This window comes from Pseudarthrobacter sp. NPDC080039, assembly GCF_040702335.1.
Taxonomy (GTDB): domain Bacteria; phylum Actinomycetota; class Actinomycetes; order Actinomycetales; family Micrococcaceae; genus Arthrobacter; species Arthrobacter enclensis_A.
Genome location: NZ_JBFBKY010000022.1, coordinates 1 through 25,079, shown reverse-complemented (window position 1 = coordinate 25,079; position 25,079 = coordinate 1). Strand labels below are relative to the sequence as shown.

At 66.8% G+C, this 25,079-nt stretch carries 23 protein-coding genes; 13 read left to right on the top strand and 10 right to left on the bottom strand.

All coding sequences use genetic code 11. The features are described from left to right. Nucleotide 1 precedes the first annotated feature (1 nt). Together AB0313_RS17875 and AB0313_RS17870 are read right to left on the bottom strand one after the other, a co-directional pair. Nucleotides 2-1,213 (bottom strand): CoA transferase, encoded by a 1,212-nt coding sequence (locus AB0313_RS17875; RefSeq protein ID WP_141944517.1) that lies wholly within the window; start codon nucleotides 1,211-1,213, stop codon nucleotides 2-4. Between the two features lie 34 nt (nucleotides 1,214-1,247). Beyond that, nucleotides 1,248-2,618, bottom strand: coding sequence for an SLC13 family permease (locus AB0313_RS17870; protein ID WP_366307185.1), 1,371 nt, complete (start codon nucleotides 2,616-2,618; stop codon nucleotides 1,248-1,250). 145 nt (nucleotides 2,619-2,763) lie between these two features. Between AB0313_RS17870 and AB0313_RS17865 the strand changes: the two genes are divergently transcribed. Beyond that, the gene (locus AB0313_RS17865; RefSeq protein WP_141944521.1) at nucleotides 2,764-3,462 is read left to right on the top strand and encodes a FadR/GntR family transcriptional regulator; all 699 of its coding nucleotides are present in this window, start codon (nucleotides 2,764-2,766) and stop codon (nucleotides 3,460-3,462) included. Between the two features lie 59 nt (nucleotides 3,463-3,521). On the opposite strand, the gene AB0313_RS17860 is transcribed toward AB0313_RS17865, so the two are convergent. Beyond that, nucleotides 3,522-4,028, bottom strand: coding sequence for a DUF4190 domain-containing protein (locus AB0313_RS17860; RefSeq protein ID WP_366307183.1), 507 nt, complete (start codon nucleotides 4,026-4,028; stop codon nucleotides 3,522-3,524). 34 nt (nucleotides 4,029-4,062) lie between these two features. Beyond that, nucleotides 4,063-4,635, bottom strand: a complete 573-nt coding sequence (locus tag AB0313_RS17855; protein ID WP_366307181.1) for a LysE/ArgO family amino acid transporter — start codon at nucleotides 4,633-4,635, stop codon at nucleotides 4,063-4,065. 95 nt (nucleotides 4,636-4,730) lie between these two features. On the opposite strand from AB0313_RS17855, the gene AB0313_RS17850 reads away from it, so the two are divergent. Beyond that, a complete protein-coding gene (locus tag AB0313_RS17850) occupies nucleotides 4,731-5,657 on the top strand; it encodes a LysR family transcriptional regulator ArgP (RefSeq protein WP_307305356.1) in 927 nt (308 codons plus the stop codon). Here AB0313_RS17850 and AB0313_RS17845 read toward each other — a convergent pair. Further along, nucleotides 5,617-6,582 (bottom strand): nuclease-related domain-containing protein, encoded by a 966-nt coding sequence (locus AB0313_RS17845; RefSeq protein ID WP_366307179.1) that lies wholly within the window; start codon nucleotides 6,580-6,582, stop codon nucleotides 5,617-5,619. The genes AB0313_RS17850 and AB0313_RS17845 overlap by 41 nt on opposite strands. Nucleotides 6,583-6,820: 238 nt before the next feature. Here AB0313_RS17845 and pgm point away from each other — a divergent pair, with 238 nt between their 5' ends. Further along, entirely contained in the window at nucleotides 6,821-8,485 is a 1,665-nt protein-coding gene (gene pgm, locus AB0313_RS17840; RefSeq protein ID WP_141944529.1) for a phosphoglucomutase (alpha-D-glucose-1,6-bisphosphate-dependent), read from the top strand. Nucleotides 8,486-8,488: 3 nt separating this feature from the next. Here the strand turns inward: pgm and AB0313_RS17835 are convergent, their stop codons facing one another. Together AB0313_RS17835 and AB0313_RS17830 are read right to left on the bottom strand one after the other, a co-directional pair. Next, nucleotides 8,489-9,016: a 2'-5' RNA ligase family protein gene (locus AB0313_RS17835; protein WP_366307177.1), complete on the bottom strand. Its 528-nt coding sequence runs from the start codon at nucleotides 9,014-9,016 to the stop codon at nucleotides 8,489-8,491. Nucleotides 9,017-9,145: 129 nt separating this feature from the next. Further along, entirely contained in the window at nucleotides 9,146-9,751 is a 606-nt protein-coding gene (locus AB0313_RS17830) for a malonic semialdehyde reductase (protein ID WP_141944532.1), read from the bottom strand. Between the two features lie 200 nt (nucleotides 9,752-9,951). Here AB0313_RS17830 and AB0313_RS17825 point away from each other — a divergent pair, with 200 nt between their 5' ends. After that, nucleotides 9,952-11,304: a solute carrier family 23 protein gene (locus tag AB0313_RS17825; RefSeq protein ID WP_141944534.1), complete on the top strand. Its 1,353-nt coding sequence runs from the start codon at nucleotides 9,952-9,954 to the stop codon at nucleotides 11,302-11,304. 5 nt (nucleotides 11,305-11,309) lie between these two features. Here AB0313_RS17825 and AB0313_RS17820 read toward each other — a convergent pair whose 3' ends face one another. After that, nucleotides 11,310-12,242 carry an SGNH/GDSL hydrolase family protein gene (locus tag AB0313_RS17820; protein ID WP_141944536.1) on the bottom strand — a complete coding sequence of 311 codons (933 nt, stop codon included), beginning with the start codon at nucleotides 12,240-12,242 and terminating at the stop codon, nucleotides 11,310-11,312. Beyond that, a complete protein-coding gene (locus AB0313_RS17815) occupies nucleotides 12,239-13,123 on the bottom strand; it encodes a GAF domain-containing protein (RefSeq protein WP_141944537.1) in 885 nt (294 codons plus the stop codon). Before AB0313_RS17815 ends, AB0313_RS17820 begins: the two co-directional genes overlap by 4 nt. 277 nt (nucleotides 13,124-13,400) lie before the next feature. Here AB0313_RS17815 and treS point away from each other — a divergent pair, with 277 nt between their 5' ends. After that, on the top strand, nucleotides 13,401-15,710 hold the full coding sequence (gene treS / locus AB0313_RS17810; protein WP_141944539.1) for a maltose alpha-D-glucosyltransferase: 2,310 nt from the start codon (nucleotides 13,401-13,403) through the stop codon (nucleotides 15,708-15,710). A 30-nt stretch (nucleotides 15,711-15,740) separates the two neighbouring features. Here the strand turns inward: treS and AB0313_RS17805 are convergent, their stop codons facing one another. Continuing rightward, entirely contained in the window at nucleotides 15,741-16,958 is a 1,218-nt protein-coding gene (locus tag AB0313_RS17805; protein ID WP_141944541.1) for an ROK family transcriptional regulator, read from the bottom strand. A 186-nt stretch (nucleotides 16,959-17,144) separates the two neighbouring features. On the opposite strand from AB0313_RS17805, the gene AB0313_RS17800 reads away from it, so the two are divergent. From AB0313_RS17800 to AB0313_RS17765, 8 genes are all read left to right on the top strand, one after another. Further along, on the top strand, nucleotides 17,145-18,248 hold the full coding sequence (locus tag AB0313_RS17800; RefSeq protein ID WP_366307174.1) for a Gfo/Idh/MocA family oxidoreductase: 1,104 nt from the start codon (nucleotides 17,145-17,147) through the stop codon (nucleotides 18,246-18,248). Continuing rightward, the gene (locus AB0313_RS17795) at nucleotides 18,245-19,075 is read left to right on the top strand and encodes a hypothetical protein (protein ID WP_366307172.1); all 831 of its coding nucleotides are present in this window, start codon (nucleotides 18,245-18,247) and stop codon (nucleotides 19,073-19,075) included. The genes AB0313_RS17800 and AB0313_RS17795 overlap by 4 nt, the downstream gene beginning before the upstream one ends. Nucleotides 19,076-19,199: 124 nt before the next feature. Then, entirely contained in the window at nucleotides 19,200-20,525 is a 1,326-nt protein-coding gene (locus AB0313_RS17790; RefSeq protein ID WP_141944545.1) for an extracellular solute-binding protein, read from the top strand. Nucleotides 20,526-20,537: 12 nt separating this feature from the next. Continuing rightward, nucleotides 20,538-21,500, top strand: a complete 963-nt coding sequence (locus tag AB0313_RS17785) for a sugar ABC transporter permease (protein ID WP_141944547.1) — start codon at nucleotides 20,538-20,540, stop codon at nucleotides 21,498-21,500. Further along, on the top strand, nucleotides 21,500-22,390 hold the full coding sequence (locus AB0313_RS17780) for a carbohydrate ABC transporter permease (protein ID WP_141944549.1): 891 nt from the start codon (nucleotides 21,500-21,502) through the stop codon (nucleotides 22,388-22,390). The genes AB0313_RS17785 and AB0313_RS17780 overlap by 1 nt, the downstream gene beginning before the upstream one ends. A 64-nt stretch (nucleotides 22,391-22,454) precedes the next feature. Then, nucleotides 22,455-23,207, top strand: a complete 753-nt coding sequence (locus AB0313_RS17775) for a sugar phosphate isomerase/epimerase (protein WP_141944551.1) — start codon at nucleotides 22,455-22,457, stop codon at nucleotides 23,205-23,207. Next, the gene (locus AB0313_RS17770) at nucleotides 23,204-24,331 is read left to right on the top strand and encodes a Gfo/Idh/MocA family oxidoreductase (RefSeq protein ID WP_141944553.1); all 1,128 of its coding nucleotides are present in this window, start codon (nucleotides 23,204-23,206) and stop codon (nucleotides 24,329-24,331) included. Before AB0313_RS17775 ends, AB0313_RS17770 begins: the two co-directional genes overlap by 4 nt. A gap of 46 nt (nucleotides 24,332-24,377) precedes the next feature. Next, nucleotides 24,378-25,079: Gfo/Idh/MocA family oxidoreductase (locus AB0313_RS17765; protein ID WP_366307168.1), on the top strand; the 702-nt coding region annotated here is incomplete at its 3' end.

The following is a 25,079-nucleotide window of genomic DNA, read 5'->3' as shown; positions in this document are numbered from 1 at the left end:
GCTATTTGGAGCCGCCAGGCGTGGCACCCAGGCCCAGCCATTCGCGGATTGCGGCGCCGTCCTCGTTGAGCAGCGGTGGCGCGTCGTGGCCGGTCCGGGTGGTTTCGGCCGCGTCCCCGGGTGCGAAGAACCGCAGGGGCGGGCCCGGCAGGCTGATCTTTCCAAGCAGCGGATGCTGCACGTCGACCACCAGGCCCTGCGAGGCCACCTGCTCCCACGCGTACACCTCGTCCAGCGAGCGGACCTTCCCTGCCGGGATCCCGGCGTCGTTCAGTTTTTCCAGCAGCTCAACAGCGCCATAGTCCGCGAACGCGCGTTCGACGGCGGCAATCACCTCATCGCGGTTCCGCACCCTTTCCGCGTTGCTGGCAAAGCCCGGGGCAGCCGGGTCCAGGCCAAAGGCCGCGGCGAAGGACTGCCAGAGCTTCTCGCTGCCGACGCTGATCTGCACGCTCCCGTCCTTGCAGTTGAACAGGCCGTAGGGGGCGATGGACGGGTGGTGGTTGCCCTGGGCCTGCGGGACTTCACCTGCGATGGTGGTCCTGGTGCCCTGGAAGGCGTGGACCCCGATCAGCGATGCCAGCAGCGAGGTCCGCACCACTTGGCCCTGCCCGGTCCTGTTCCGCTCCACCAAAGCGGCGAGGACACCAAAAGCGCCGTTCATCCCGGAAAGCAGGTCCGCGATGGGGACGCCCACGCGCTGGGGATCGTCCGGCCCCGAGCCCGTGAGGGACATGAGGCCTGCTTCCCCCTGGAGGATCTGGTCGTAGCCGCTGCGCTGGGATTCGGGCCCGTCGTGGCCAAAGCCGGTGATGGACAGGATGACCAGCCGCGGGTTGAGCTGGTGCATGGCGGCGGTGGAGAAGCCCAGCCGGTCCATGACGCCGGGCCGGAAGTTCTCGATTACCACGTCCGCGCGCTCCAGCAGCCCGCGCAGTACCGCCTGCCCGTCGCCGCTCTTCAGGTCCAAGGTGATGGACTCCTTGTTGCGGTTGCAGGACATGAAGTAGGTGGACTGGAGGTCGTCCTCCGGCCCCACGAAGGGCGGCCCCCAGCCCCGGGTGTCGTCTCCGGTCCCGGGACTCTCCACCTTGATGACGCGGGCGCCGAGATCGGCCAGCATCATCCCGGCGTGCGGACCTGCCAGTGCGCGGCTGAGGTCGACGACGAGGTGCCCGGCCAGGGGTCCTTGGGAAGTTTCGGTTGTAGACATGCTGGGTTTCCTTTCTAAAGTGCGGCGGTGGTGGCTAGAGCCAGCCGGGAACCACCAGTGCCAGCCAGGCCAGGACGGGACCGGCCACGATCACCACGCCGCTGTAGCCGAGGATCCGCTTGTAGAACTGGTCCTTGTCCACACCCTCGGGCGCGTTGGCCAGCACCAGGGCACCGTTGGTGGAGAACGGTGAGACGTCCACGATGGTGGCGGAGACCGCCAGGGCGCAGATGACGCCGACGGCACCGATCTCGCCAGTGGAGAGGAACGGCACGGCCAGCGGGATGAGTGCCGCCAGGATGGCGGTGGAGGAGGCAAAGGCGGACACCACGGCGCCGATGAAGCAGATGATGAGGGCCGCAAGGAGCGGCATTCCCATTCCGGCAACGCCGCTGGAAACGAATTCGATGGTGCCGGCTTCCTCCAGTACGCCGACGAAGGTCAGCATGCCGCAGATCAGCAGCACGGTGGACCAGCTGATCTTGTTGATGGCGCCCTTCTGGGCTGCGGGCGATACCAGGGCCAGCACGATGGCGATGGTGATGGATACGAACCCGACGTCCATCTTGAAGCCGAGGGCCACGACGGCCAGCACGATCAGGCCGGCAATGGTCACCAACTGCGGGATCCGTTCCTTGCGCTCCTTGGTGGCGGCGACGCCGTCGCCTGCGGGGTCGCGGGGGCCGTACATGCCGGAGCCGACGCCCTTGAAGGGGACGTCGCCACCGGCTGCCTTGGCGCCGACGCTGACGGCCATGCGGGCTTCGGCTGCCTGCTCCACGAAGTGCCCCACCCTGGAGGACAGGAGGTTCCTTCCACCCAGGACCATGAAGAGCACCAGGGCGATGACCAGGTTGAAGATGAAGCTGGAGAGGAAGAGTGCCGTGGGACTGAAGGCCAGGTCCGTCTTGGCAAGGATGCCGTTGACCGTGACGCCATAGACGGCAATGGGCGAGAAGCCGCCAGCCTGGGCACCGTGGATGACCATCATGCCCATCAGGAGCGGGCTGATCCTGTACTTGCCGGCGAAGCTCAAGGCGATCGGGGCGATGATGGCAACGGCGGCGGGAGACAGGGCGCCTACGGCCGTGATGACGGCGGTGATGGCGAACATGACCCAGGGAATGAGGGCAACGCGGCTGCCCACGAGTTTGACGGCACCCCGGACCAGCAGGTCGATGGTGCCGTTGTTCTGGGCGATGGCGAACAGGTAGGTGACGCCGACGATGGTCAGGAAGAGGCCGCCGGGGAAGTTGGCCAGGATTTCGTTGGTGGACATGCCAAGGACTACGGCGCCCAGCAGGAAGGCGCCCACGAACGCGAGCGCACCCATGTTCAGGGGCAGGACGGTGGCGAGCAGGAACATCACCGCCAGGATGATGATCGATAACACAGGAGCGGACATCGTTGGTCCTCCATTTTGGGGAAGCTAGGGGGAGCGAGTGTGTGACGTGAGTTACTGGCTCACTGGACTAGCCTCTTAGACAGTGAGTCTATCTGTCAATAGATGAAGGAGGTATCCTGATCCGGTACGTCCGAGGGAGGGCTTTGTGGAGAAGGCAGCACGACTGGGTCTGGAGCGGGTCTCACGTCCGCGGCTCTACGAGCAACTGGTGGAGCAGATCCTCGCCTACATCGAGTCCGCGCAGTTGAAGCCCGGCGACCTCCTGCCCGCAGAACGCGACCTCGCGGAGCGGCTCGGCGTGTCCCGCGCCACCCTGGCCCAGGCCCTGGTGGCCCTTGAAGTACTTGGCGTTATCGACGTGCAGCACGGCACCGGGGCAGTCCTGGCCAGGCGGCCCAGCGTGGCCTCCGTCATCAAAGGTCTGCGCGCCCACCAGAGCCGCCTCCCGGAAATCGTGGAAGCCCGCAGCACGCTTGAAGTGAAGCTTGCCGCCCTTGCCGCTGAACGACGGACTGACCAGGACCTGGCGGCCATCGACAACGCCCTGGACGTCATGGAAAAGGAAATCCACGACGGCGACCGCGGCACCCACGGAGATGAGCTGTTCCATCAGGCCATCACGGCCGCTGCGCACTCGTCGGTGTTGGCGCAGCTGATGGCGTTCATCGCGGAGATGATCCTGGAGACCCGGATGGAATCGCTGGGCCAGCCCGGGCGCCCCGAGCAGTCATTGGCCTCGCACCGGAAGATCGCCGAGGCCATCCGCGCCCAGGATGGCGCCTCAGCCGCGGACGCCATGCTGGCCCACATCGACCTTGTCTCTGACGTGGAGCTGCTCCGCTAGGACCGACGGCGCCCCGGCTGAAGCGCCCGTGCCGTCGCCGCATCCTTGGCCGGCCGGGACTAGAACGTGCCGCCGCTATTCGAACCGGACGTGCTGGCGACGGCCAGGCCAATGATGAGCAGCAGCCACAGTGCACCGTAGCCCAGCAGGCACAGGTAGCCCAGGACCAGGCCGCTGATGGACATGCCCCTGCCCGAAGGTTCCCGGCGGAGGGCAAGATGGCCGGTGATGATTGCGGCGACCTGCGGAAGCACCAGCCAGCCCATGATGACCGAGGCGATGCCGCAGACCATGCTGGCAATGCTCAGGGTCTTCGGCTCCGGCCTGCCGTAGTACGCCTGCTGGCCAAAGTACTGGGCCTGATCGTACTGGGCCTGGTTGTAGGGGGCCTGGTTGTACTGCGGCTGGCCGTACTGCGGGGTCCCGAACCGTCCCTGGCCATAGGATCCGCGGCCATAGTCGGGCGGCCCGTACTGTCCCTGGTTGTTCCCTGCCGGCGGCTGGTGGCCGGGCCAGGGCGAGCCATTGCCTTGGTAGTCAGGTCCCTGGGATGGCTGGTTGGTCATGGTTTCTCCCCTGCGAATCTGCCTACAGCCTACTTCAGTGCAGTACCAGGCGGATGGCCAGGAAGACCATCAGGACCCCGATCCCGGCGTCGATCCAGCGCCAGGTCTGCGGCCTGTGGAGGACACCTGCCAGCGCCCGCGCCCCGTACCCCAGGGCCGAGAACCACAGCACGCTGCCGGCGACTGCGCCGCCGGCGAAGACCCAGCGCAGGTCGGCGCCCTGCTGGTTGGCCACGCTGCCCAACAACACCACGGTGTCCAGGTAGACATGCGGGTTGAGGAAAGTCAGTGCTGCAGTGGCGGCAACCACGGAGTTCTTTGACCTGGGCGCCTGCTCCGAAAGCGCAGAGGGTTTCGCCGCCGCTGTGAAGGACCGCACCCCGAACCAAAGCAGGTAGGCCGCGCCGGCCCAGCGCAGGACCTCCAGCACTCCGGGGAACCGCGCCACCAGCGCTCCGATGCCCGCTGTCCCGCCCACTATCAGCAGGGCGTCACCGGCCATGCAGACGGCTACCACGGCCCCAATGTGCTCCCGCCTGATCCCCTGCCGCAACACGAACGCGTTCTGCGCCCCAATCGCCACTATGAGCGCGAGCCCTGTCAGCATTCCGGTAATCCCCGCGGTCCACATATCAACGACGGTAGGATCCTGCGCCACATGCAGGCAAATAAAACATTCTTCCCTTTCCTTAGAATATCTTCATGAACCTGGAACACTTGAAGGCCCTCGTCGCTGTGGTGGACGAAGGTACGTTCGAGGCAGCGGCGGATTTCCTCCGGATCACGCCGTCCGCCGTCAGCCAGCGGATCAAGGCGCTGGAAGCCTCGGTGGGGCAGGTCCTGGTGCGCCGCCGGCTGCCCTGCACCGCCACCGACGCCGGCGCCCTGCTGCTGCGGATGGCCCGCCAGGTGCAGGTGTTGGAGGCGGAAACGGCCGCTGCTCTTGGCTCCGGAGCGTCCTCCCGGGCCCATCTCCCGGTGGCTGTCAATGCCGATTCGCTGGCTACCTGGTTTGTCCCCGTGCTGCAGCAGGCCGCCGGATGGGACGACTCAGCCCTCGACCTCCACGTGGAGGACCAGGGCTACAGCAGCCAGCTCCTGCGCGAGGGCGAGGTCACGGGCGCCGTCACTTCGGACCCCGTCCCGGTCAGTGGCTGCCGAGTGGAACTCCTGGGTTCCATGCGGTACATCCCGGTGGCTGCCCCCGCACTGCACCGCCGTTTTTCCACCTCAAGGGGCATCGACTGGGCGGCCATGCCGGTCCTCAGATTCAACACAAAAGATAACCTGCAGCAGCAGCTCCTTGCGGCGAAGGGCGTGGGCGAACAACCTCCCACGCATACCGTCCCGTCCTCGCAGGGATTCCTCACCGCGGTGACCGCCGGCCTGGGCTGGGGGATGATCCCGGAGCTGCAGCTCACCGACGAGCTGGAGTCCGGCGCGCTGGTCCGGCTGGAGAAAGCCGACCACCAGGACGTGGCCCTCTACTGGCAGGCCTGGACCCTCGATTCGGAGCGGCTCAACCGGGTTACTGCCGCCGTCCGCAGCGCTGCGGCAGACCGGCTGCGGGCCGGAGGTGCCCCGGAGGCTAGCGGCCCAAGTAGGGCAGGATATAGACGGCGAAAATGACGAAGGCGGCGAGCAGCGCCAGCTTTCCTCCGCTCGTGGTGCCGCGCTGATGGGCACTGCCGTTCCGGCCGTGGGCGCCGGCAGCGGCGCCGGCCCGTGATCCTGGCGGCGTCCCGGCCCGCTCTGCCGCCTGCCGCCCGCCGTTCGCCGCCCTGGGGGGCAGGGCCTTGCCCGCAGGGTGCCGGGCCGCGCTTTGGCTTCGTCCTGTTCCGTCCGGACCTGCCGCCTTCCGGGGCCCGGGCTTCATGCGGGGAACTGCAGTGGAGCCTCCGGGCGGTAAAGCGTCCGGCGGGCGCACCACGGTACCCGGACGCACGTTCCGCAACGCGGTAATGCCCGGCTCCTGCTCATGCGTAAGCTGCTGGCCCAGCTGCGCATACAGCCCCACTACCTCCTGCTGGTCCAGCACTGGCGGCAGCGCCTCGATAGCGGCCACCACCCGTTGGGAGCCCGCAACGGCAACGTCCGAGTTCGTCACGCCGAACAGGTCCGGCTGCGCGGCCATGCAGATGAGCGGCCGCACCAGCCTGCGATGCGGTGGAGTCAGCACCGAGGCCACGGCAGCGCACTGGGCAAGGGCACCTTCCACGGCCTGGGTCCGCGCAAAACGGCCCTGCCACAGCACGCCGGATGCCACCCGGACCTCACCCGTCCAGTTCTTGGAATCAACCACCACCACACCGCCCGGTCCTACCAGGACGTGGTCCAGGTTCGCCTTGGGACGGCCCGGCCAGTGAACATCGTGGAGCACGTACCAGCCGCGCGGCACCAGCTCGCTGAGCTTTTCCGCCACCACTTGCTCCCCCACGGCGCCGGCGTCCCACGACTTTGTGGAGCGCTCCGTCTGGTCCAGCCGGCGTTTCAGCCTCGCAACCCGCTCGGCGGCGAGCCTGGACTGCTCCCCTGCCCCGTCTCCTGCCCCCATTGGACGTCCCCGTTTCCTTGGCGGAAATGACGACGGCGACGGCCCGCCGTCGTCCGTTCCTTTCGTTGCATCGTGGAATTTTCTTGAAATTAGCAGGGTGCCGGAGGGCAGGTATATAGGTACTTTCCGGGCCAGGTACTCAGGTGGACTACTTGTTTGGCGGCGTCATTGCGTGTCACAGGGGCCGGATTTTGGGCGGGTCGTTTTGACTCCTGCCAGGTTCTGGCATGCTGGAGCCATGGCTAGCCGCGCGGGCACAGTTGCCCAACCACAGGACCTTGTTGACATCACTGCGCTCCTTGACGCGTATTACGACATCACGCCGGACCTGGGGGACCCCGGCCAGCGCGTGGTGTTTGGCACGTCCGGACACCGCGGGTCCAGCCTCAAGGCGTCCTTCAATGAGCCGCACATCGTGGCCATCACCCAGGCGATCGTTGAGTACCGGGCAGCGCAGGGCGTCACCGGTCCGCTGTTCCTGGCGAAGGACACCCATGCCCTGAGTGAGCCGGCGCAGAACTCGGCCCTGGAGGTGCTCGCCGCCAATGGCGTCCAGGTCCTCGTCGACGCCCGTCACGGCTACACCCCTACTCCGGCACTGAGCCACGCGATCCTCACGTATAACCGGAAGGCTGCGCCCGGCGCGCCCCAGGCGGACGGCATCGTGGTGACCCCCAGCCACAACCCGCCGGCCGACGGCGGCTTCAAGTACAACCCGCCGCACGGCGGCCCGGCCGACTCGGACGCCACGGGCTGGATCGCAAACCGGGCCAACGAGCTGCTGGAAAACGGCCTGCGCGGCGTGAAGCGGATTCCGCTGGCCGAGGCCCAATCCGCGGACACCACCGGCAAGTTCGATTTCCTCTCCAGCTACGTGGATGACCTTCCGTCCGTCCTGAACCTGGACGCCATCCGGGAGGCCGGCGTCCGGATCGGGGCCGATCCCATGGGCGGAGCCTCCGTGGACTACTGGGGCGAAATCGCTGAACGCCACCACCTGGACCTCACCGTGGTGAACCCCACGGTGGACCCGCAGTGGGCCTTCATGACCCTGGACTGGGACGAGAAGATCCGCATGGACTGCTCCTCCCCGTCCGCCATGGCCTCGCTGATCCAGCGGATGTCCGACGCCGCGGCCTCCGGCCAGCCCGCCTTTGACATCGCCACCGGCAACGACGCCGACGCCGACCGGCACGGGATTGTCACCCCTGACGGGGGCCTGATGAACCCCAACCACTACCTGGCCGTGGCCATCGATTACCTCTACCGCAACCGCAGCGGCTGGAACCCAGCCTCCGTGGTGGGCAAGACCCTGGTGTCCTCCTCCATCATCGACCGCGTGGCAGAGAGCCTGGGCCGCAAGCTCGTCGAGGTCCCGGTCGGTTTCAAGTGGTTTGTGCCTGGCCTGCTCTCCGGCGAGGGCGCGTTCGGCGGCGAGGAATCCGCGGGCGCGTCCTTCAACAAGCTGGACGGCAGTGTGTGGACCACGGACAAGGACGGCATCCTGCTGGCCCTGCTGGCCTCCGAAATCACCGCGGTCACGGGCAAGTCCCCGTCCCAGCTGTACAAGGGACTGACGGACCAGTTCGGCGCCCCGGTGTATGCCCGGATCGATGCCGCCGCCACGCGTGAACAGAAGGCCAAGCTGGGCAAGCTGTCCGCTGCCGACGTCACGGCGACGTCGCTTGCGGGCGAAGAGATCACCGCCAAGCTCACCGAGGCGCCCGGCAACGGCGCAGCAATCGGCGGGCTGAAGGTGGTCACCGAGAACGCCTGGTTCGCGGCCCGGCCCTCCGGCACGGAGGACGTCTACAAGATCTACGCCGAGTCCTTCAAGGGCGAGGAACACCTGAAGCAGGTGCAGGCCGAGGCCAAGGCGCTGGTGGACAGCGTCATCGCCTAGCTTTCACCCTTCGCGGCTCCAGAGCCGGAGGACGCGCCTAATGGTGTGGTCGCCGCCGGGAGCCATGTCCACCAGGGCGACGCGGTCAAGTACGACGGCGTCGCCCGGGTGGAGGCGCTTGGTGGCGGTTGGGCCGGTGCCCACCTGGTGGGAGACGTGCGGCCGGTAACCCGTGAGGGTGTGGTGCGGCGTGAGGATCCTTCCGCCAACATCCGCCACGGCCTGCACGAGCTTTTCATGCAGTTCCTGCAGGGCGGGGTGCGGTTCCACCAGGTTGACGGGGACGGACGCGTTCCGTCCAAACCCCGCGTCCTCCGCTACGGTCAGCGGGGCACCAAGTGCTGCGGTGGCCGTCCCGTCCGCCAGCCCGGCGATGCGTTCGGCGGGTTCGGCACCTGCTGGAGTGCCGGCGTCGAACCTCACGTCAAACCGCACGAGCGTGATGTGCAGCGGCCAGTCAGTCCGCGGGAAGACCTGGCCCTCGGCCACCGGTTCGACGAAGGCCACGAAAATCAGGTTCCGGATCGGCATGGCCCCAGTCTCCCACTCCCCCCCGTCAGACGCCCCATCACGTCCCGCCCTTAAAACCCCAACGCCCCATCAGGAGGTGATGGGGCGTTGGGGAAAAGGGGGCAGTAGGTGATGGCGCGTCGGGAACTGTTAGACGGTGCGGACGGCCTCGTCGTAAGAGAACTTGGGCTTGGCCGCGCCCCAGGCTTCCTCTCCGGGCTGGCCGATGTTGACCACCAGGAAGCTCTTCTGGTCCCCGGCGGGGAAGAAGGCTGCGTCGATCGCGGCGAAGTCGGCGCCCGTCATGGGGCCCGCGGCGAAACCGAGCGAGCGGACGGCCAGGATGAAGTAGCCGGCCTGCAGGTGGGCATTGTTATTGCCCGTGGCTGCGGCCAGGGCCGGGTCGGCGTCGTACATGGCCTTGGGGGCGTTGTAGCCGGGGAGGAAGTCGTCCCACTTGCCGGCCCAGTCGGTGTCGTAGCTGAGGATGGCCACGAGGGGAGCGGAAGCCGTCTTTGCCTGGTTGCCGCGGGACAAGGCGTCCACAAGGGTGGCGCGGGCCTCGGCCGAGCGGACGTAGGTCACGCGCATCGGCTGGGAGTTGAACGCGGTGGGGCCGAACTTGGTGAGTTCGTAGATGGCCTGTGCCTGCTCCTCGGTCACCTCTCCGGTGAAGGAGTTGGCGGTGCGGGCCTGGGCGAAGATGGCGTCCACCGCTGCGGAATCGATAACCGCCTCATCATGGGCAATGGTCATGTGCTTACCTTTCGCTGCGCCGCCCTGCCTGGGGGGTGGCTTCTGTTGCTTTCCATAGTTGCAACTTCAACTGCTTTCCTCCTCTTCCCGTGGCGGCAGGTGACGTTGGCCACAGCGGCAGTCCTGGAAAACTTGGCGGTATTCTGGAGCGAGTCGATTTTCGCCCATTCGCGGCATCCCCCTGAAAGGCTTTCCTTCCCATGAGCATGCTCGGAATCAAATGGAAGCTGCACGGCACCGGCAAATCCATCAAGCCCGGCCAGGTGGTGGCGCCGGATGAGCGCCTGGCCTGGCCGTTGACGATCGGCGTGGGCATGCAGCACGTGGTGGCCATGTTCGGTGCCACCTTCCTGGTGCCCATCATCACCGGGATGCCGCCGGCCACCACCCTGTTTTTCTCAGGGATCGGAACGCTGCTCTTCCTGGTGGTCACCAAGGGCCGGGTGCCCAGCTACCTGGGCTCCAGCTTTGCGTTCATCGCCCCCATCACCGCGTCGCAGGCGCAGTTCGGCATCCCCGGCGCACTGGGCGGCGTGGTCCTCGCCGGTACCACGCTGGCGCTGGTGGGCGCGGTGGTGCAGAAGTTCGGCGCAGGCTGGATCAACCGGCTGATGCCGCCCATCGTCACCGGCGCCATCGTGGCCCTGATCGGCCTGAACCTTGCCCCCGCCGCCAAACAGAACTTTGACGCGGCCCCCGTCACGGCCCTGGTCACGCTGGTCACCATCATCCTGGTCAGCGTCCTGTTCCGCGGCATCCTGGGCCGATTGAGCATCCTGGTGGGCGTGGTGGTGGGCTACCTGGTGGCCATGCTCCGCGGCGAGGTGAAGTACGACAAGATGGACGCCGCAGCATGGGTGGGCCTGCCGCACTTCCAGACCCCGGAGTTCCACATCGGCGTCCTGGGTCTGTTCGTCCCCGTAGTCCTGGTGCTGGTGGCGGAGAACATTGGCCACGTGAAGTCGGTGGCCGCCATGACGGGGCAGAACCTCGACGGCGTCTCCGGGCGCGCGCTGCTGGCCGACGGCGCAGCCACCGTGCTGGCCGGCTTCGGCGGCGGATCCGGCACCACCACGTATGCAGAAAACATCGGCGTGATGGCAGCCACCAAGGTCTACTCGACGGCGGCCTACTGGGTGGCGGGCATGTTCGCCATCCTGCTCAGCTTCTCCCCGAAGTTCGGCGAACTGATCGCTACCGTCCCGGCAGGCGTGCTGGGCGGCGCGGCCACCATGCTGTACGGCATGATCGGCATCCTGGGCGTGAAGATCTGGGTGCAGAACAAGGTGAACTTCTCCAACCCGGTCAACCTGACCACGGCTGCCGTGGCCCTGATCATCGGTATCGCCGACTACACCTGGACCATCGGCGACCTGAAGTTCACCGGCATCGCCCTTGGCTCGGCCGCCGCCCTGGTGATCTACCACGGCATGAAGGCCATCGCGAAAGCACGCGGGACCGTGGCAGAACCGGAAACCGAGCCGGGAGCGCTGCCGCCCGCGGCCAAGGCCGCCATGAAGGCTGCCGCCAAGCGCGCTCCCCGGAAGCGCTAGGCGCCTCAGGCCACCCTGTCCGATCCCAGCGCCGGGTCGAGTCCCATGTCCACAGCGGATGGGACGCCGCGCCCGGAGGCATGGCCCCCGGGATGGCCGGGCGGGAAGGGACCGGGACGGCCAAGGCCGAACACCGGTTCCGGCTGCGGACGCTTAGCCATTAGGGGGCCGCCGGCCTGGTGGTGGCGCAGCCGCTTCAGCACCCATGGCACGAAGTACTGCCGCGCCCACACCAGGTCCTCGGCCCGGGCCTGCGTCCACCCGTGGGCCGGAAGCGGCCGCGGCTGGAGCGGCTTGAGCGGGTGGGCCACGCCCAGTGCGTTGAGGGTGGCCACGGCAACCGAGTGATGCCCCAGCGGGGATAGATGCAGGCGGTCGGGGTCCCACATGGCCTCGTGCTGAAGCTCCGGCAGGCACCACAGGTCAACCATGATGGCGTGGTGCCGGGCCCCTATCCTGTGCAGGTGCTCGTTGTAGATGGCGACGCGGCCCCGGATCTTTCCGAAAACCGGCGTGCTGCCCCAGTCGGGGCCGGCGTACAGCAGCACCGTGGCGCCCGTCGCGGCCAAGGTGCCCACGGCCTCGTCAATCTTTTCTGCCAGCTTGTCGGGGTCGCCATGCCGGAACACGATGTCGTTGCCGCCGCCGGACATGGCGATCAGGTCGGGTCTCAGGGCCAGGGCCGGTTCCAGCTGGGCATCGAGGATCTGCTTCAGCAGCATGCCGCGGATGGCCAGGTTGGCGTAGGCGAAGTCCGGCTGGCCGTCCGCCAGTTCCTCCGCCACCCGGTCCGCCCAGCCCCGGAGGCCGCCCAGGCTGTGCGGTTCGGGGTCGCCAATTCCTTCCATGTAGGAGTCGCCCAGGGCAACGAACCGGTGCCATGGGTGCCTGGCTACTCCTTGTGCGACGGGCCGCAGTTCCTGCTTCTCGATGGTCATGCCGTCCTCCCTTTTGCCGCTGGCGGGGGTTCCCTCCCCGCCCCGGCGTCCCTGCGGGGTGACGTTCCGGTTGGAAAGTCCCGCCCCGCCGCCGACGGCCGCGGCAGCTCCGCCACGCCGTCGTACGCTTCCTGCCGCAGTCCCGCAGGCTGCGCGGGCCCGCGGTCCATTCCACTGGGCGCAACGACGCTCAATGCCGCGTCCCGCAGGTCCACTTCGTGGTGCAGTGCCTGTGTCTGCAGGAAGCGCAGCGCGCCCTCGCGCGTGAGTCCGTATTCGTTCATGAGGCTGCGCACCGCGAGGTCCACCAGCACCAGGGAACTTTGCACGACGGCCAGACCCGCCGTCGCTTCCGCGCGCTCCGCCACGTGGAGCACAACACGCAGCGCCCGGGCGACCTGGCGTGCGTAACGCCGGCTGCTGACCAGGTCGTCGCTGGTGAACATGTGCGGGGCAGGTGCATACAGGCTGATGGCCGCGCTGGTGCCGCCCTCGGAGAGGATGGGAACGGCGAGCAGGGATTGAACGCCGTGGCCGGCGGCGATGCTGGAATATCCCGGCCAGCGGCGGTCCAGGCCCAGGTCGGACACCAGGACGAACTCTCCGCTGCGAACCGCCTCCATGACCGGTCCATCGGAAAACGAGCACTGCTCCCGGTCCGCCTCGCGCGCCTGCTCGGTGCTGGCCGCCAGCGCGTGTCCTTTACCCAACCGGAAGAGGGTGGCAGCCCAGCCGATGCCACGCCGCTGGCCCCCAATGTCCACCATCAGGTCATGGGTGACTTCCCCGAGGTAGGTTTCAACGTCTTTACTGTCGAAAACCGGCTCCGGGGTAACTGGAAGCGGTCCCCAGCCAACCTGCCCCGTGGGATCAGCGGCCATGTTCCAGCCTTGCTATCAGAGCTCCGGCCCACTGCAAAACCTTTGCTCCAAGCATACGGCCGGTGGGCGGCTTGAAGGTGGACACCGCGAAAACAAGGGGGTTTTGGCAGCTTAGGGAGGAGCGGCGCGCCGGTGTCCCTTCCACCGGCATCGCTGCGCAGTAGCATCGGGAGAGGGAACGCCGAATACTCCCTGCCCGCCTGGGTACCTGTCCCTGGGCAAGGGGGTCTTGAAGCATCCATGCCAGCACGGAAACGAGCAACGGAAAGAGGAGCTAATGCGGGAGCCGGGCACCAGCGAACACACTTCGGAAGCGGATGCAGACGCAGTAAATGGGGAAGTGGACGCGGGTGCTGCGGAGCAAGCCACGGAACTGGACGCGGGTGCTGCGGAGCAGGCCACGGAACTGGACGTCAATTTCGACGAGCAATTCTTCGCGGCCCGGCCCAAAGCACTGCGGCCAATCGCACGGCGGCGCCAGTTCGTAGGCAGCAAGCCGTCCTTCGAATTCGACGGGCGGAACGCCGCGTACGTGGAGTGGCTCCGCAACCAGGCCATGCTGGGGGACGCGAACACGCTGGCGCGGCAGCTGTCCGGACAGGCCAGCATGTGGCAGAACTCGTACGCGCACCCCAACCCGCGTGCCGCCGTCGAACGCGCTTCCGTCTGGTTCACCGCCTATCCCCTGTCCTTCATCACGCCGACCGGCCAGTCATTCCTCTCCGCCCTGGGCGACCCCGAAATGTGGAAGGCCTTCCGTGAAATCGGCATCCGCGGAATCCACACCGGCCCCGTGAAGCTTGCCGGCGGCATCAGCGGCTGGTCGCACACGCCCAGCGTGGACGGGCACTTCGACCGCATCAGCATGGCGATCGACCCGGTCTTCGGCACGGAAGACGAGTTCCGCCGCATGTGCGAGGTTGCCGCCGAGCATGACGGCACCGTTATCGATGACATTGTCCCCGGCCACACCGGCAAGGGCGCGGACTTCCGCCTGGCCGAAATGAACTTCCGGGACTACCCCGGAATCTACCACATGGTGGATATTCCGGAAGAGGACTGGCACCTTTTGCCGGATGTTCCCGAGGGCGCCGATTCAGTCAACCTCAGCCCGGACTCGGAGCAGGCGCTGCAGAAGGCCGGCTACATCATCGGGCGGCTGCAGCGCGTCATCTTCTACGAACCCGGGGTCAAGGAAACCAACTGGAGCGTCACCCGCCCCATCGTGGACACCACCGGCAAGACCCGCCGCTGGGTCTACCTGCACTACTTCAAGGCCGGCCAGCCCTCCATCAACTGGCTGGACCCCACCTTCGCAGGAATGCGCCTGGTGGTGGGCGACGCCCTGCACTCGCTGGTGGACCTGGGCACCGGGGCGCTGCGCCTGGACGCCAACGGCTTCCTGGGGGTGGAGAAGAGCGCCGAGGAGCAGCCCGGCTGGTCCGAAGGGCACCCGCTCTCCGAGGCCGCCAACCAGCTCATCGGTTCCATGATCCGCAAGGTGGGCGGATTCTCCTTCCAGGAGCTGAACCTGACCATTGACGACATCAAGGCAACCTCGGATTCCGGGCCGGACCTCTCCTACGACTTCATCACCCGCCCGGCGTACCACTACTCGCTGGTCACCGCGGATACCGAATTCCTGCGGCTGACCCTGCGGCTGTCCCTGGAAATCGGCGTCGACCAGGCCTCGCTGGTGCATGCCCTGCAGAACCATGACGAGCTCACCTACGAACTCCTGCACTTCGCCGCCGGGCACCGGGACGAAATGTTCGAGCTTAACGGCGAGGAACTCACCGGAGCCCAGCTTGCAGAGCAGATCCAGCAGACCCTCCGGGACCGGCTGACCGGCGAGAACGGGCCCTACAACGCCGTCTTCACCACCAACGGCATTGCCTGCACCACGGTCAGCTTCATCATGGCCGCGCTGGGAATCAAGGACCCGGCGGACATCACCCCGGAGCAGGAAACGCAGATCAGGGACGTCCACCTGCTCCTGGCCATGTACAACGCCCTGCAGCCCGGCGTCTTCGCCCTCTCCGGCTGGGACCTCACCGGCATCCTGGCCCTGGACCGGAGCAGCGTCCGCGAACTCACCTCCCAGGGTGATACGCGCTGGATCAACCGCGGCGCCCACGACCTCATGGGAACCAGCCCGGACGCCACCACCTCCTCGGCAGGGATGCCCCGGGCACGCAGCCTCTACGGGCCGCTGCCGGAACAGCTGAAGGACCCGGACTCGTTCGCCAGGCGGCTGCAGCGGATCCTTGCCGTGCGTGAAGACAACGGGATTGCCACCGGCACCCTGCTCGACGTTCCGGACGTCTCGAACCGGGGCGCACTGGTGCTGGTCAACCGGCTCAAGGACGGAGCCCTTCAGGTCACGGCACTGAACTTCTCCGGCCAGGACATCGCCGGCAGCATCCAGTCCAACGAACTGCCGTCAGGCGCCAACGTCCAGGACCTGTTCAGCGGCGAGACCGTGGGGCAGGTGGACGACCTGCACAGCTTCTTCCTGGAACTGCCAGCCTACGGCGGAACGGCACTGATCCTGACCGAGGCGCCGGAGCCCGACGCGGAAGCCTAGGTTCCCCGGGTGGCGCCGGAATCCCCTGCGTCACCCGGCGGCGGCCCCGGCCAGGGTCGCTTCGATGACGGCTGGCGACAGGATGTACTGGGTGACCAGCTGGCTTGCCCCCAGTACGGCAGCCTGGCTTCCGGCGCGGGAGACGCTGATGCGCAGGTGCGAGGTGGCCAGCGGCGGCGAGCGCCGGTACACCACTTCGCGGATGCCGGCCACCACGTGCTCCCCCGTCTCCCCAAAGCTGCCGCCCACCACAATGACTGACGGATTGAGCAGGTTGACCACGGAAGCCAGCACCTCGCCGATGTCCCGGCCTGCCTGGCGCAGGGCCTGGATGGCCTGCAGGTTGCCGTCTGCGGCGAGCCGGATCACGTCGGCGCCCCTTGCCACGTCCAGTCCGTGCTCCCGCAGGGAACGCGCGACGGCGGGACCTGACGCGAGTGCCTCCAGGCACCCATAGTTTCCACAGGCGCAGAGGATATCCGCGCCCCGCGCCACCTGGACGTGTCCCAGGTCGCCCGCCGTACCGTTGGCACCGCGTTGCAGTTCGCCGTTGCTGATGATGCCGGAGCCGATGCCGGTGGCCACCTTGACGAAGAAAAAGTTGTTGTGCTCCGGCCAGTGGGCGGACTGCTCCCCCAGGGCCATGATGTTCACGTCGTTGTCCACCAGCACGTGGACGGGGAGGGACCGCTGGACGTAGCTGACCACATCGAACCCGTCCCAGCCCGGCATGATGGGTGGTTTTACGGGCTTGCCGGTGTCATGTTCCACGGGTCCGGGGAGTCCGATGCCGATCCCGGCGAGTTCGCCAACCCCCCGTCCCACGGAGCCAAGCAGTTCCTTGCCCTGCGCCACCACCTGGTCCAGCACTGCCTCGGGCCCATCGGCCACCTGCTGTTCAAGCCGGTGCTCTGCGAGGATCTTCCCGCCCAAATCAGTGACCGCCACGATCACGTGGGTGGCGCCCACGTCCACGGCAAGCACCAGCCGGGCGGAGGGGTTGAAGGCAAAGCGCGACGGCGGCCTGCCGCCGCTGGACAGCGCCTCGCCTGCGGGACCCACCAGGCCGGAGAGCATCAGCGCATCAATCCGGGAAGCGACGGTTGAGCGGGCCAGTCCCGTGGTCAACGCGAGTTCGGCCCGGGTGCGCGCCCTGCCGTCGCGCAGCAGTTGGAAAAGATCGCCGGCGCGGGACAGGCTGCCGACGTCGGCGTCTTTAAGGGCCTGTTTCCCCGTGGCTTGAGTCATGTCTAAGTCATAACACTCTTACTTGGTGCTGTCATCACGGCAAAAGAACGATGCGCAACAAACAACTTTTGCTTGACGCGCGTCAAAAGTGCCTCTACGTTGTGATTCACGGCACATTCGTCATTCCGCTAGCAGGCATTCACGGGACTGATCCCGCCACAACAGAGTCCGCTTACAAAGAGGTAATTGAACTTGTCACACCACGCAGCGCCAGCAGACCGGCTCCTCGGCGTCGGCATTCTCGGCGCCGGCCCGGTCACGCAGGCCATCCATCTCCCGGCCCTGGCCCGGCTTCAGGACATCCTCGAGGTGCGGCACATCATGGATGTGGACCCGGCGGTGGCCTCCTCCGTTGCAGCCCGCGTCGGCGCAACATCCAGCACCGGGATGGATACCCTTCTTGGTGACCCGGCTGTGGACATCGTGGCCATCTGCAGCCCCCATCAATTCCATGCAGACCAGGTCATCGCCGCCTGCCGGGCAGGCAAGAAGGCAGTTCTTTGCGAGAAACCCTTCGCCATGAGCGGGGAGGAAGCTGCCCGCATCTCCGCAGTCAGCGCTGAAACCGGCGTACCCATCATCGTCGGGGCCATGCACACTTTCGATCCCGGCTGGCTCGCGGCAGAAGAGAACTGGGGCGACCTTCCGGAGCAGGTGCACACCATCCGGTCCTCCATCGTCCTGCCGCCCAATGCCCGCTTCGAAGACTTCGCAACTGAAATCATCACCCGCCCCACCGCCGCCCAGCCCGACTACTCGGACATCGAGGTCATCAAAACCGCGCTGCAGGGCGGCGTCATGGGCCTGGCAATCCACGACCTGCCCCTGGTGCGCCGATTCACGCCGGACTTCCAGCAGGTCGAGCTCCTCCACGTATTTCACGTCCGCCCGTTCGGCTACGCCATTTCGCTCCGCACGCCAAGCCGCACGATTGAACTGCGGGCCGTCATGAACAGCACCTGGAAGCCGGAATGGTCGTTCGAAGCAATCGCGGACGACACGGCACTGCATATCGACTTCACGCCGTCCTACGTCCAGGCGGGCTCCGCCGTCGCTGCCTTCTCGCGTGGCAGCGGCACCGAAAGAACGGTCTTCGGTCCCTACGGCCACAACGGCTACGAGGGCGAGTGGCGCGAATTGGCTGAACTGGCCAGGGGAACCCGGCCGGCTCCCTCCGCGCAGGCGCTGATTGACGACCTTACATTCGCCCTCGCCATCGCGGATGCCACGGTGGCAGGTGCGGCGGCACTGCACGCAGATGCCGCAAACAAAGCAGGAGCTTCGGCATGAACGGCCACTACACCGTCTGGGCAAACCCCGGGGCCGTGGCAGGCGGAGCCGTCACCCAGACCATGGCATCCCTGCCCGCAACGTTCGGACCAGCCCCGGAGGACCGGGCAGGCAGTGCCGACGTCGTGGTCATCGCCGGCGGATCCGGCTGGACCGCCGAAGCCACTGCCGCGACCGGCTCCGGCGCCCGGGGCATTGTGGTGGCCAACCCGGTTCCCGAGGACACCTCGGAACTGGCAGCCGCGGCAGGTGCCGCAGGTACCGCCGTCGTCCTTGACCTTCGCTGGGCTTCCAATCCCGCACTGGTGGGCGAAGCCGCGGACCCGGACGCCCGGGACGCGGTGCGCAGCGCACTTGGCACTGCGTCCCTGCTGGACAGCGTTGCGACGGCGGCTCCAGGCAGCGACCCCCAGCGGATCCTGGGCGAGCACCTGGCCGCGCTGCTGGCCGTGTGCGGCCCCCTCGACGGCGTGGCACTGCTCAACGGCAATGCCGCCGGATACACCGTGGGCGGCCGACTTGGCAACGGCGCCCCCTTCACCGCCCAGGGCGTGCTCACCGCTGCCCGCCCGGCCGGCGTCGATATCCGCCTCTACACTGCCGACGGCGGGGTAGCTGTCCAGGTTCCCGACCCGGACGCAGCGTGGCCCGCCGAAGTCCGGGTTACGGGGGCGCACGGCGAACTCCTGCTCCCCACCCTCTACGAATCCGCCCACCGGTATGCGTGGCGGCGCCTGAAGGAACATCTTCACGCCGGCACCCGTCCAGACGATCTGGCCGGGTTCGCCCGGCTGACCGACCTCTACGCAACCCTCGCCGCCCCGTAACCAGCCCCTCCGATACGCAACCGAACAAGCACCCCCGCAGCACAGTCCAGTCCCACCTCCACTCTCGACGATGAGCAGGACCGCACCACCGGCGCAGGCCAGGACGGTCCCGAAAGGACACATCATGAACGCAACTTCCGAACAGCGCCGTTCCTTCTCCCGGCGCGGCTTCCTGGGCCTGACGGCTGCCGCTGCCGCAGCACCCCTCCTCGCTGCATGCGGCGGCGGCTCGGCATCGCAGGGCGGCGGAGGCGGAGCGGGCGGCACCATCAAGTTCTGGGACATGCCCTGGGCAACGCCGGCCTACAATGACGCCGCCAAGGGCATCGCGGAAGGTTTCTCCGGCGCCAACGGGGCCAAGGCGAGCTACCAGATCATCCAGTGGAACAACTTCTACCAGACCTTCTCCTCAGCGATCGCCTCGAAGACAGGCCCGGCCGTCTCCACCGGCGGCGGCTTCCAGGCCTTCCAGTTCGAACAGCAGGGCCAGATCGCCTACGCGGACAAGGTCATCGACAAGCTGAAGGCCAACGGCCAGTTCGACGACTTCCTGCCCGGCGTGCTGGACCCCTTCAAGTCGGCCAAGGGCTACGTGGCCGTCCCGTGGCAGCTGGACATGCGCGTCTTCTGGTACCGCAAGTCCCTGTTCGACAAGGCAAACGTTGCACTCCCCACTGACTGGCCGTCCCTGCTGGAGGCGGGCAAGGCACTGAAGAAGGTCGGCGCGTTTGGCTTCACCACCGGCGCAGGAGCAGGCAACAACTACGCCAACCACTCCATGATCATGATGATGGTCAACAACGGCGGCGGTGTCTGGAACAAGGACGGCGAGCTGGACCTGATGAATGACCGGAACGTCGAGGCCATGGAGTTCGTCCTGGAACTCGTGTCCAACGGCATCATCGACCCCGCTGCCGTCAGCTACACCACGGACAACATGTCAGCGCAGTGGAAGGACGGAAAGGCAGGCTACGGCCTGTTCCAGGTCAACGTGCCGCAGCGCGTCGGCGACACGTCGGGAGACCTCATGGTGGCCGATCCCATCACCGGGCCGCACGGCGACAAAGCCACCATCGTGTTCCCGAACAACATCATGATGTACACCAACACCCCGTCGCAGGACGCCTCAGAGGAATTCCTGGTGTACTACCTGGGCCAGCTGAAGCAGCTGTGGCAGAAGAAGCTGATGTCCGCCCTGCCGGTCTTCAAGTCCATCACCGAGATGCCCGAGTTCGCAAACGACCCCAACAACGTGAAGATCGTCAAGGAATGGCAGCCCATCGCCAAGACTTTTGCTGCCCAGGGCAGCACACTCAACGCCAACCTGGCTGCGCTCGACGGCGGCCAGGCACTCAACCAGTTCAGCCAGACCATCATCACCGGCAAGGCAGATGCCAAGACTGCCCTGCAGACCTTCCAGTCGGGCCTCGAATCCGTCTTGAAGAAGTAGGACGGACCGCCCATGTCCAGCACCACCACCCAGTCCGGCCTGGCCCGGGCCCGCCGCGGGGTTGCACCTGGCGGGACCGGGACGGTCCCCGGGAAACGCAAGAGCAAGCTGTCCGCGCAGGCCACCAGGACGTTCTTCTGGCTCCTGCTCCCCTCCGTGGTCCTCCTTGTCCTGATCCACGGCTACCCTCTGGTCTATGCCGCCGTGCAGGCGACGCACGACGGGGACCTGCTGCAGACCGGCAACTTCGTGGGCGGCCAGAATTTCGCCACCGTCCTGACCTCGCCGGCGTTCTGGAAGGCAGCGCAGTTCACGCTGTGGTTCACCATCGTGGGGGTCTTCGGATCCTGGCTGGTGGGCCTGGGCCTGGCCCTGCTCCTGCGCACCAAGATCCCGGGCGGCGGCACCTTCAAGGTCCTGCTGCTCCTGCCCTGGGTGGTGCCCATCGTGGTGTCTTCCACCGCCTGGAACTGGCTGGTGGCCACCCCGGACAGCCTGATTCCTTCGCTGTTCCGGAACCTGGGCATGGGCACCCCGCTCTTCCTGGCCGATCCCACCCTGGCCGCCGTCACCGTGATGGTGTTCAAGGTGTGGGTCAGCTTCCCCTTCATGATGATGATGATCTCGGCCGCCCTGGCCTCCGTGGACACCACGGTGTACGAGGCAGCCAGCATGGACGGCGCCAGCCGCTGGCAGCAGTTCACCCAGATCACCCTGCCGTTGATCGCACGCTCCACCTACATCAGCTGGATCCTGATGACCATCTTCTGCGTCAACGACTTTCCCACGATCTATCTGCTCACCGGCGGCGGCCCCGTCAATGCCACCACGTCCCTGGTGGTCCTTGCTTACCGGACCGTGTTCCAGGACTTCGCCACCGGGCCCGGCGTGGCCATCGCCTTCCTCATGACCATGACCCTGGTGGTCATCTCGGTCATCCTGTACCGCCAGATCCGAAAGTCGAGCGTCGAATAATGAGCGCAGTCCTTCACGCCCATCCCGAGTCCGGCCCGAGCCTGGGCGTTGACGTCGGCAAGCGCCGCAAAGTCCTCTCCGAAGCCGGCCAGCGGGGCCGCTGGTGGCGCTTCGCCGCGATCCTCATCATCACTGGAATCGTGCTGGTGCCCATCATGGTCACCGTGCTGCTGGCCTTCACGCCCGGACCCAACAGCACCGCGACCGGGCTCACGTTCGAAAACCTCGCCAACGTCTTCTCCAAGACCCTGGCCGCGACATGGCTCAAGAACAGCCTGGTCACCACCCTCTCCACCGTAGTAGTGTCCGTGGCCGTTGCAGCACCCGCCGGATACGTCCTCTCCCGAGGCCGCAGCAAGGCGGTGTCCGGCTACTCGCTGCTGCTGTTCGTGATGCAGTCGCTGCCGATCATCACCTCCGTGGTGCCGCTTTTCATCCTGTTCGCCGGCATGGGCCTGGTGGACAACCTCCTGGGCCTGACCATCATCTACGTGGGCTCCACCATGACAGTGGCCACCTGGATGATGGCGGCCTACTTCGACTCCATCCCGGCCAGCCTCGAGGAGGCATCCTGGATCGACGGATGCTCGGTCTTCGGATCGTTTACCAAAGTGGTGCTCCGGAATTCACTCCCGGGCGTCCTCTCCACAGCGATCTTCGCCTTCCTGCTGGCATGGAACGACTACCTGGTGGCCATCGTTTTCCTGCGCTCGAACGAAATCTTCACCCTCCCCATGGGCGTGCAGTCCTTCTTCCAGCAGAATGCAACTGACTGGACATCCGTCATGGCCCTGGCCGTGGTGATGATGCTCCCGCCCGTCATTGTCTTCGCCACCTTGAACAAGTACTTCAGCGTCGGCGGCATCGGCGGATCGCTGGCAGGACGCTGACCACGGTCCGCTGAAGACCGCCCGCCCACCCCAACGACCAACCACAAACCGCAAAAGGAAATACATGTCCTACTCACTGCAGCTCTACACCCTCCGCAATGCCCTCTCCGAGGACCTTCCCGGCACCATCAGGAAGGTGGCGGAGATCGGCTATACCCAGGTTGAGCCGTACAACTTCGTGGCCACTGCCAAGGAACTGGGTGCGGCCCTGAAAGAGAACGGCCTGACCGCGCCCTCGGGCCATGCGCCCCTGATGAGCCAGGACCAGGACGGGATTTTCGCCGCTGCGAAGGAACTGGGCATCACCACGGTCATCGACCCGTTCCTTCCCGCGGAGCACTGGCAGAAAGCCGAAGACATCCAGGCCACCGCAGCCAAGCTGAACGCAGCCGCGAAGAAGGGCGCGGAATACGGCATCCGGGTGGGATACCACAACCACGCGTGGGAGCTGGAGTCCACTATCGAGGGCCGGACCGCCCTGGAATACTTTGAAAGCCTGCTGGACCCGGAGCTGGTCCTGGAAGTGGACACCTACTGGGCGGCCGTGGGTGGCCAGGACCCCGTGGAGCTCCTGGGCAGGCTGGGGGACCGGGTGAAGTTCATCCACATCAAGGACGGCCCCCTGAACAAGGACAACAAGGCCCAGCAGCCCGCCGGCCAGGGCAAGGTTCCTGTCCTGGACGTCATCGCCGCCGCCAAATCCCTGGAAGTGGGCGTGGTGGAGTTCGATGACTACAGCGGCGACATCTTCGAGGGCATCGCCCAGAGCCTCGCCTTCCTGACCAGCAACACTGCAACTGAAGGAGCCAACGCGTGAGCACCCCCGCAGCCAACCCGGCCCGCAGCGGCCCGGTAGGCGTCGGTGTCATCGGCGCCGGCGTGATCAGCAAGCAGTACCTCGACAACCTCACGGCGTTCCCGGACCTCAAAGTCCACGTCATCGCCGATCTCTTCGAGGACGCCGCCGAGGCACGGGCCAAAGAGTACGGCATCCCGGAATGGGGCGGCGTTGACAAGGCCCTGAACCACCCCGACGTCGAAATCATCGTCAACCTCACCATCCCCGCCGCGCACGTGGAAGTGGCCACCGCAGCAGTCCACGCCGGCAAGCACGTCTGGACCGAGAAGCCGTTCTCCCTGGACCGCGAGTCCGGGCTTGGCCTGCTCAAGACCGCGGACGCTGCAGGAATCCGCCTGGGCTGCGCCCCGGACACGTTCCTGGGCGCGGGCATCCAAACCGCGCTCCGGCTGATCCGCCGGGGCGACATCGGCACTCCCCTGACCGCCATGACCACGTTCCAGACCCCCGGCCCGGAGTCCTGGCACCCCAACCCGGCGTTCCTCTTCCAGCACGGCGCGGGCCCGCTGTTCGACATGGGCCCGTACTACCTCACCACCCTGGTCCAGGCCTTCGGCTCCATCCGCAAGGTGGCCGCCGTCGGGTCCAAGGCCAAGGACGTGCGCGTCATCGGCTCCGGCCCCAAGGCCGGCGAGGAGTTCACGGTTGAGGTGCCCACGCACGTTTCCGCCATGGCCCAGTTCGAGTCGGGCGCGTCCTCGCACAGCGTCTTCTCCTTCGAGTCCCCCCGGACGCGGATGGGATTCGTGGAGATCACCGGCACCGAGGCCACCATCTCGCTGCCGGACCCCAACTACTTCACGGGCGACATCAAGCTCTGGCGCGCCGGCGACGAGGACTGGACCACCGTTCCCGCCACCGGGCCCGCCAACGGCCGCGGCATGGGCGTCCTGGACATGGCACGCTCCCTCCGGGCCGGCGTTCCGCACCGCGCACCGGGCGAGCTGGCGTACCACGTGTTGGACACGATGGTCTCCATCAGCGAATCAATCGACGCCGGCACGTTCGTGAACGTCGAAAGCAGCGCCCCGGCATCCCCCGCCCTCCCCGAGGACTGGGCACCGGAAACGGCCACCCTCTAACCCGGCACACCCAGCCCAGCCAGCAGGAAGCACGCAGGAACGCATCATGACCACACCCGCACACCAGTCCGAGCCCCGGGCCTCCCGAGCGGCTTCACGCCCGTTGGGCGTGGCCGCCATTGGTTACGCCTTCATGGGCAAGGCCCATTCCAACGCGTGGCGGAACGTGGCCAGCTTCTTCGACGTCCCGGCCTTCGAACAAAAAGTCCTCGTGGGCCGGGATGCCACCGCTGTGGCAGAGGCCGCGGCCAGGTACGGCTGGGCCGAATCGGCCACGGACTGGCGCACCGTGATCACCCGGGACGACATCGACATCGTGGACATCTGCGCCCCGGGCTGGATGCACGCCGAGATCGCCATCGCGGCGCTCGAGGCGGGCAAGCACGTGCTGGTGGAAAAACCCCTGGCCAACACCCTGGCCGAGGCAGAACTCATGACCGCCGCGGCCGCCAAAGCCAGGGCCCGGGGCGTGCAGTCGATGATCGGTTTCAACTACCGCCGCGTCCCCGCCCTGGCCCTCGCCCGGGAACTCATCGCCGAAGGACGGCTGGGCACCGTGCGGCATGTGCGCGCGGCGTACCTGCAGGACTGGCTCGCCGACGCCCAGGCCCCCATGACCTGGCGGCTGCGGAAGGAAACCGCCGGGTCCGGCGCCCTGGGGGACATCGCCTCGCACGCCATCGACCAGGTCCTGTTCCTGCTGGGCGACCAGGTCACCGAAGTCTCCGGCCGGCTCAACACGTTCGTC